7 protein-coding genes are annotated in these 7,989 nt (G+C 38.0%); all 7 read right to left on the bottom strand.

Annotated elements, in window-relative coordinates; genetic code table 11:
* Nucleotides 1-8: 8 nt before the first annotated feature.
* A complete protein-coding gene (gene mads5 / locus GNIT_RS17655) occupies nucleotides 9-1,409 on the bottom strand; it encodes a methylation-associated defense system restriction endonuclease subunit S MAD5 (protein WP_014108271.1) in 1,401 nt (466 codons plus the stop codon).
* Nucleotides 1,406-2,062 (bottom strand): methylation-associated defense system protein MAD4, encoded by a 657-nt coding sequence (gene mads4 / locus GNIT_RS06025; RefSeq protein WP_014108270.1) that lies wholly within the window; start codon nucleotides 2,060-2,062, stop codon nucleotides 1,406-1,408. The genes mads5 and mads4 overlap by 4 nt, the downstream gene beginning before the upstream one ends.
* Nucleotides 2,063-2,065: 3 nt before the next feature.
* Nucleotides 2,066-3,361 (bottom strand): methylation-associated defense system AAA family ATPase MAD3, encoded by a 1,296-nt coding sequence (gene mads3 / locus GNIT_RS06020; protein WP_014108269.1) that lies wholly within the window; start codon nucleotides 3,359-3,361, stop codon nucleotides 2,066-2,068.
* Nucleotides 3,358-5,409: a methylation-associated defense system DNA methyltransferase MAD2 gene (mads2, locus tag GNIT_RS06015; RefSeq protein WP_014108268.1), complete on the bottom strand. Its 2,052-nt coding sequence runs from the start codon at nucleotides 5,407-5,409 to the stop codon at nucleotides 3,358-3,360. Before mads2 ends, mads3 begins: the two co-directional genes overlap by 4 nt.
* A 22-nt stretch (nucleotides 5,410-5,431) precedes the next feature.
* Entirely contained in the window at nucleotides 5,432-7,099 is a 1,668-nt protein-coding gene (locus GNIT_RS06010; protein ID WP_014108267.1) for a GmrSD restriction endonuclease domain-containing protein, read from the bottom strand.
* The gene (gene mads1 / locus GNIT_RS06005; RefSeq protein WP_014108266.1) at nucleotides 7,099-7,272 is read right to left on the bottom strand and encodes a methylation-associated defense system helix-turn-helix domain-containing protein MAD1; all 174 of its coding nucleotides are present in this window, start codon (nucleotides 7,270-7,272) and stop codon (nucleotides 7,099-7,101) included. The genes GNIT_RS06010 and mads1 overlap by 1 nt, the downstream gene beginning before the upstream one ends.
* A gap of 366 nt (nucleotides 7,273-7,638) precedes the next feature.
* A complete protein-coding gene (locus tag GNIT_RS06000) occupies nucleotides 7,639-7,896 on the bottom strand; it encodes a hypothetical protein (protein ID WP_014108265.1) in 258 nt (85 codons plus the stop codon).
* Nucleotides 7,897-7,989 lie beyond the last annotated feature (93 nt).

Here is a 7,989-nt window from a genome sequence, read left to right as displayed (position 1 = left end):
AAATCTCCTTAATGTTTTGGCGCTGCTGCCTCTATTGAATTTTCTACAATTTTTATTGCTTCCTCTTCTAACTCCTGTGCTTTATCCCTTGATTGCCATGCAATAAGAACATTTTCACCAATTACATTCCTGATAGCTTTAGAAGGCCAAGGTACAACTAAATTTTCGATGTCTCTTGGATTTATGTGGGGAATAGAACCACCTACTGGTGTTCTTACTACTGTTGAATAACCTGGTTTAGAATCTAAAAATGCCAGTATAAATCCAGCATCAAATTTATCTGGTAATTTTATTTGAATCTGTAAATCTGTTGCAGCTGCATTTTTAAGCTTTGGAGTTGTTAACATTGCTCTACCAATTAACCCTCCTCGTTGCCCAAACGCTTGCAAGAGAATCCAGTTTTCTTGCAGTATACATTGCTCAATATGTTGTGTTTTCTTTGAAACGTAGTATTTAGGTTTTAAATCAGTTAAAAATAACTCGCTACCTGTGTAAAAAGGTATACCATTATTTTCCTTTGTACTCATTATTCTTTTAAACATCCCTGGCTTAACTACACTAGAAACTTCCTTCAATAAGCGAAATTCGTTATTTTTTAATTTAGTAATAATTTTTAGAGGTTCTTTTGCGTAGTACAAAACATCTAATCTTTTTGATGATCTAAGATCGAAGCTAGATATCACATTGCAGTTTAGAACATCTGTGCTAGTTAAATGTTCAATCTCACCAATTAATTCGCAAATTTTGAGTTTAGATTCCTCTATTATTTTATTAGCTTTGGTGCGTAAATCTGATGCCTCTAAAATCAAATTATTAACTTTTAGCTCCAAAAGGTCACTTAATCTCGGTACTGGTAGATCCGCCAAATGATGAGGTTCAATATGTTGGATGATAGCCCCATATGTCGAAGAGATTATTAGAGGAACACCGAATTTACTTCTAAGGTAAGCATATAGATAACCATTTGAAATTTTACTCTCGTCAGCAACGACTCTGAGCACGTCTTCGGTGCATGCAAAACCATCAATATCTTTTCTAGTAAAAGCCATTCGTCCAATACTTCCGGCCCTAGTTATTAATATGTCTCCATAATTTATTATTAACTTGGGGTTTTCGGATACCGCTTTTTTAGATATGGCACTTATATAGCTCAAATTTTTCTTTAAAATATCTGTACTTGAAAGGAAGTCTATTCCATATTCGTTAGACTTCGCCCAAATCCTTTTTATACGGCCTGGGTTTATTAACCCTTTCATCCCCCCTTTAGTCACGTTTACCAGTTCATGCTTGACCAGTTGTGCTGCCTTGATTATCACCCTTGCTTCGATAGCCCCTGTCATGTAGGGATTACTATCTAACCTATAATTCGCTTCATGTATCCATTTACTATTTAAAGTTTTAACCTTCATGCGTACCGCCTCGGATACCAAACTTGTATTTGTTGCAATAAGCCATTAAAAGACTCATCTTCACAACCTTTAAAAGACACGTCTTTTGCAATACGTTTAAATATTTGGGAATGCGTTTTTTTGCGTCCCCAGCATTGTCCTCTTACTATATCTATGGCAGCTTTTGGGTCTTGCGGTTTAATAAGGCCTTCATCCCATAAGTTGCGCTCTTGCAACCAAGCTCTCAGTCCGCCACTCTCGCCTTGGAAATCAAATACTGATTCAATTCGTTTGGTATCGTTTTGCCACATAAGTACTTCTAATTCTGGATTGATTGCCATGATAAAAAAACGTTCTTCAGGCCACCCAGCTTTTAGCATTTTTGCCTTTATATTTTCACAAAACTGTTCGTAATCCATCATTTCTAAATTATCATTAAAAGCAAAGTCAACCATGACGACAGCATATTGGTGAGTACCTATGTAACTCTTCAAAAGGTTATGACCATCTTGATAAACGCCAGCATCTTTTCTTGGGTGCTTAATCAAATCTTGCTTGGTATCAAATTCGAATCTAGTGCACTGTAGCCTTTGATCAAACGCTTGATTTTCAAAAAAACCTTCCACAGTTGCCTGCATCTCGCCATCAGCAACTAAAAAAATTATATCTCTCATAAATTACTCCAACACTCCAGCGGCGAATAACGTCCCTAAATCTACCTCTCCCTTCCACTCTTTTAATCGAGGGTGCTCGCTACCTTTTAGCACTTCGGTAGATCCATCATTGTTGAATCTCATAGTGATAATTTGTTCTAGCTTTGAATTTGCTAAAACAACAGGCGAATGTGTAGACAACCAAAGTTGAGTATCTGACGTTAACTTTAATGCTTCCAACACAGCATCAATAGCTTTGGGATGAATCCCATTCTCAGGCTCTTCAAGGGTTATGATGTTGGGAGGGGTTTGCAAATAAGGAATTATTGTCAATGCTAAAATATGTAACGTACCATGTGATAAACCACTTGAAGGGACCTTCATATCGTTGTTGTAAGTAACTTCAAGATAGCAAAACCCATCATCTTGTCGCTTTTTCGCAGTTATCGTTTTAATTGAAGGTAAAGCCATTTGAACAAGTTCTAGCCACTCGTTTAATCCTTCAGGCTCTTTCGTTTGCAATTCAAAAACTTGCCAAGGCAAACTACTCCCATCTGCCTTGAAGCACGTTTTATCACGTGGTGAGGCAGCTTGCCTCATTGCTGGCCATTGAGGCTCGTAACAATGAGTACTTTGCATTAGAAACTCTTGCAACCAAAGCGCTGCCGGATATAGATCGTAATCAGCAGGAATAGATGAAAGCGCCAATTGATTATCACGTAAACCAAACTCAAGCATCGAAGATTTACCGCTTTGATACTCTGCTTGATATTTCACTTTAGTGCCAAAGCTTCGTGAAAAAACTTTAAACCACGGTGAAGTTCGACTGAACTCATTGACCCCGACTAATCCCATACCATGTTGAGGGCGTGATTCATTATCAGGGAAAAGCAATAAGTGTTCTTCTGTAACTTGAAACTTAGCCTCATTGATTCTGAGAGAAACTTCATATCTAGCGGTATCTGGTCTTAATTCAACACTTTGAAACTTTTTCTGCCAAGCGTCGCTCGCATCTCGAAGTAATTCTTCAATAATAGAAGGTGGCAATTTAACTTCTATCGCTAATATAAAATAATCACCACGCAGTTGATGAACAACTTCTTTGGCCTCTTCTGCTCTGGCTCTATCTCTGCCGTTTACCGGTTTAAAAAAAGCATCATTAATATCTGTAACGTTAAGAAGGTCACCTAATAACGCAGGTATATCAAGCAAGGTAGTCTTGCCGGAACCGTTCGAGCCTGCAAATACATGCTGTAGCTCTAACGCTAGGTCTAACGTATTAAAACACCGATATTTGTAGGCTTCTATCCTCGATATCATATAGAAGGCTCCGGATTTTGTGTTCTAAATTCTTTATACGCTTTTGCTATTTTTGGTAAATCATCATCGAGAATTTTGCTACGACGTTTTAATTTGCGAACAACATTTTGGCCGTTTATACGAATGCGTTCTTCAACTTCTTCTTCAATAACTTTTTCTTCACCGTCAGGATGGCGTTCGTAAAGCGTATTGCCTCGACGATCAAAACCTACCTTTTCAGCAACCGCCATAAATACCGGATATTCCGGTTCTTCATCAAGTGCAATAGCATCTTTTTCACTGTCTGTTTTTTTCTTGAGGAATAACAAACTTGTTAAAATGTTGACGTTAGCTTCAACTATAAATGACTCTACAGGCAAATCTACGCAGCCTAATACCCAGCACTCCTGCATTAACCACCAACGAATATATTCATCACCCGGATTACCTAAAATACCATCAGGTAACACAATACCCATACGACCACCTTGCTTTAGCCATTGAACACAACGTTCGATAAACAGTATTTCAGGGGAAACTGCATCTTTACGTCGGTTTGTTTTTCTAAAGCCGCCATCTTCTGTTCGCTCCCATGTAAAAGCTAAGTCGTATTGCTCAAGAATTTGCTTATCAGTAACTGGGATATCTGAACCAAATGGAGGGTTAGTTAAGATGACATCAACACTGCCATCCTTGCCGCTGGAGTCTCCTACAGGTATTTTAGATTTGGCGGTTTCTACACCAGTTAAGTGGCCATGCGGATATTCTAGCGAGTTCATATGGAATATATTAGCCATAGCATTACTCGCCATGACTGCGTTCATTTGCGATGCGCGACAAAGAAAGGGGTCAAAATCACAACCAAATAAATTGTTTTGTGCAAATTCTTTTATCCGCTGTTGTATTGAAACAAACTCTTCAGTAGTCTCTGCACCCAGTTTTACTTTCTCTTCTTCATGTAATTTACGGTTTATAAAGCTTAATGTTTGCTCTAAGAATCCACCGGTTCCGCAAGACGGATCAAGTACCTTTTCATGTGGTTGAGGTGCCATCATTTCTACAATTAATTTGATTGCACCACGAGGTGTAAAGTATTGTCCTCGGTCACCGCGTAAGTTATCACCCACAACTTCTTGATATGCAGCACCTTTGGCATCCATTTCGGTGCGAGAAAAGTCATATTTGGCTAATTCGGACACCATGAAAGACAATGCCCGATCAGAAAGCGTAATTTCTTCATTACCTTTAAATATTTCGGGATATTGTTTTTTTACTTTTTCAAATAGTGGCTCGATACGTTTTCGAATTTCTTTACGGCCTTCATCATCAAACTGCTCTGTTGGTGACGCCCAAAATTCACGCTGTTTATTACCTATGCGTTCATCGAACATTTTTGAAAAAATCAGATATAAAAACTGCCAAAACGCTGCATCTTTTGGCATCCCTTCATTACCATGGATGTAATTATGACAACGGCGAAATGCAGTTAATAGCATTTCTCTGTCTGCTGTTCTTAACTGAGCATTTGAAGCTACATCTCGGCTACCCATGGTTTCATCTGCAAATGGCCAATCGCCTACCGCTTTAAATTTCGTATCGAAGCGGGACTCTTCTTTTTCAACAAAGAAAAATTCCATGCCATTAGTCCATAAACCCCAATGACATTTGGCTAACACGTATTTATCACTTACTTGCTCACGCATCATGTCTTCCATAAGTTGAAGATCTTTTTGCGCTTGTTCGTGATCTCGCAACTTGACGGCAGATTTTTTACCTTGCTTAGGTGCTTTATCACAAATAACAATTCGACGAATATTTTCAAGTAAATGTTCCGCACCATGCTCGAATATCGCAATATCAATTTTCTTACGTTTACCAGCAATCGTAATAGGCACATCAAGCGCCATATCTTCTGCGCTTATGCCATATTCATGAAATAAAGCCCTAAGCGTTTTCTGACGAACCAATTCTTTTGGTGTCTGCTTAATTGGATTATTGGTTAAATAATCGAGCAACATTCCATCTTCAATTGCTAATACTTTTTGTTCTTTATTTGTGGTGTCTGTCATTTTAATACTCAATAATCTGTGGTTATAAATCAGCTTCTAGTGCTAATTCATCAATGTCTTCAATGTTTATACTTTGATGGGAGTTTCTGTCTTGCTCACGCAGAACAAGACGCTTCTTAATTTCTTCTGATAGTTTTTCACAGCGCTTAGTTAAAAAAGCGTCGTAGTTATCTTCCCAAATCCCCCATTCATTTAGTTCAATTAGATGGGTTTTCATATGGGTTTCTAGATCGCAATTTTGATCCGCAAATTGACTCATATATACAAATGGAGATTGAGCCCCTATTTTTCGTTTATTCAGGAAATCATCAACGATGGTAATATTACCGATATGGTTACTATGCTCATCTCCCAAGCCTTGCTTGCGTAAAAATGCCCTGGGGAAGTAATGATGATAGTTACGGCTATTGGCTTGTTTTAACCAATCATTGCTGATGTGCACTATAGAGCCATCAATAAACGACTTAGGTTGCTGATACGCCATGATGCAAAGTATTGCTTTAATATAGCTGCGACCAGCGTTGAACCAACCATTGTCTTTGATGAACTGTGCTGATGTATCTATTGCCCAATCATAGCTTGGTTTAGAATCACCCAATATTTGATCTATACGTTTTATATCTTGCGCCAACTTACCTTCAACAGAGCTTGAGTAGCGGCCACCTAAGCTCACTCGCCAAAAGAAATCCTCTAAGCAAATTTGTTTATTGTTTAACGGTTTATCGTTGTGGTGATAAAAGAAATAAGCAAAAGGCGCGAGTAGTGAGTTATAAGGTAATAGCTTAGAAACCGGAATACGGTAGTACCCTCTGAAATAATCTACAGCTGATTCAATTGCGCTGGCTACTTTTGGCCATTCTTCAATAAAACGCTTTTTGTCTAAACGTAGTATGTTCTGTCGTTTGCATTCTTTGCCTATTACAAGTGCAATAATTTGAAGGACTGTAGCATCAGATATGGTGTCGTATCCTACCTCGCGAAGTCTATTAACGAGCGCTTCAAACTTTTCTGAAAGGTCAAATTCTTCTGTTGCATCAAATGTCTTAGCGACCATAATTTCAAACAATGAAAGCGGTTTACCGCCAACATTGATGCGAGTAAAGATTTCTGTTGCGACATCTAAAGGAGCTTCTTTCACTTCGATTAGCGAAAAGTTATAGCCTTGTAATGTTTGTTTGTACTCTTCCAACTTAGCGTGGTATTTCGCATCAAAGCTAGCTAAAACAGTTAGCCCAGCATTAATTAGGTTGGTCAAGGATATATAGGTACCTTGTTCTAGATCTGCGGTATCAATAACAACAATTTGGTCATGTTCTGAAGCATTTAAGTCGACAAAGATTTCTGCAAAGTCATCTGTTTTTTTGCCTCTTTTAATCTGTACACCTTTAAGCGCACAAAAAAGGCTAGTCATGCGTTGTTGACCATCTAATACGTACTCGGCGAAATCACCTTCAGGCACAGGAGGTAAAACAACACCACCTAAGTCTTTAACAACACGCAGTGTTTCTTTCGTCTTCCAAGTGATGAAGGTCCCAATTGGGTATCCCTTCAGAATACTATCGATTAGTCCCGCAGCTCGTTCTTTGCTCCAGACGTAATCGCGTTGAAATTGAGGTATTTTAATTAGCCCTTTTTCAATATCAGCTAAAAGTGTTTTGTAAGGTAAGTTTTTCGGTTCAGGTAAGTGCATCATATGTCCTTTTGTGCCTCAATCCATTTTTCAAGATCTTCTTTTCTAAAACGCCAACTCCCCCCTACTTTGAAACCTGGCAGCTTTTTATCAGCTGCTAGTCTATAAGCTGTTTTCTCCGTAAGCTTTAAGTATTCTGCGACTTCTTTAAGGGTCAGAATTTGCTCATTCATAATTTTCATCTCTGATTAACAAGTAAGAGAATATGGGAAAATTCGGGAATAAACAAGAATTGAAATGGTTACATATCAAAATAGTACTATCTATATTAATAGCTAGGGATAATGATATTTATATACATCTCTACAGAGCTTAATACACAAAGTTTTATCAAGAGTTCTTGATTATTAAAGTGAGAGGTCATCCACTACCGAAAGACATTTGTTGCGCACGCCGAAAGGATTATCGAATTTTTCCTAATAAATAAAATTCACAGGTTCGTTAAACATGACTAATAACGATCCTGTGATTAATAGTGTTATTTATGAGTATCAAGAGCACCTTAGTGACAAAGAATATTACTCACGTAAATAAACAATTCATTTAATAAACTTTTCTTTCTTCAACCATCTCAAAGCTTCATCTTGAGCTTTAAAGTCAGGTAACCAGCCGTACGTGACATTAATCAGTCGATTCACTAAATCCTTATTGGAGCCGTCTAGCTTTTTGCATATTTCTAGCAGATTCACGTTGTAAGCAGGGCTGCAAAAAGACGCTAAAGCTTCCGCAAGTAACTCCGATGAACTGCAGTATTTATGCTCTTCGATTACTGCTATGATGTCGTTAATAACGTTCATATATTTTCCTCATTAAATTCCAGATTAAAAAGTTTTTTAAAATCGTTGCCTCACCAAAACCAGTAATGCTTTTGGTGAGCAACTGATAATTAT

It is taken from the genome of Glaciecola nitratireducens FR1064 (assembly GCF_000226565.1).
GTDB classification, from domain to species: domain Bacteria; phylum Pseudomonadota; class Gammaproteobacteria; order Enterobacterales; family Alteromonadaceae; genus Glaciecola; species Glaciecola nitratireducens.
The sequence above is the reverse complement of the archived record's forward strand: the minus strand, read 5'-3'. Positions and strand labels throughout refer to the sequence as shown.

Coding starts and splice junctions, on each gene's coding strand:
- mads5 (WP_014108271.1), bottom strand. CDS start 1,409: ATGAAGGTTAAAACTTTAAATAGTAAATGGATACATGAAGCGAATTAT.
- mads4 (WP_014108270.1), bottom strand. CDS start 2,062: ATGAGAGATATAATTTTTTTAGTTGCTGATGGCGAGATGCAGGCAACT.
- mads3 (WP_014108269.1), bottom strand. CDS start 3,361: ATGATATCGAGGATAGAAGCCTACAAATATCGGTGTTTTAATACGTTA.
- mads2 (WP_014108268.1), bottom strand. CDS start 5,409: ATGACAGACACCACAAATAAAGAACAAAAAGTATTAGCAATTGAAGAT.
- GNIT_RS06010 (WP_014108267.1), bottom strand. CDS start 7,099: ATGCACTTACCTGAACCGAAAAACTTACCTTACAAAACACTTTTAGCT.
- mads1 (WP_014108266.1), bottom strand. CDS start 7,272: ATGAATGAGCAAATTCTGACCCTTAAAGAAGTCGCAGAATACTTAAAG.
- GNIT_RS06000 (WP_014108265.1), bottom strand. CDS start 7,896: ATGAACGTTATTAACGACATCATAGCAGTAATCGAAGAGCATAAATAC.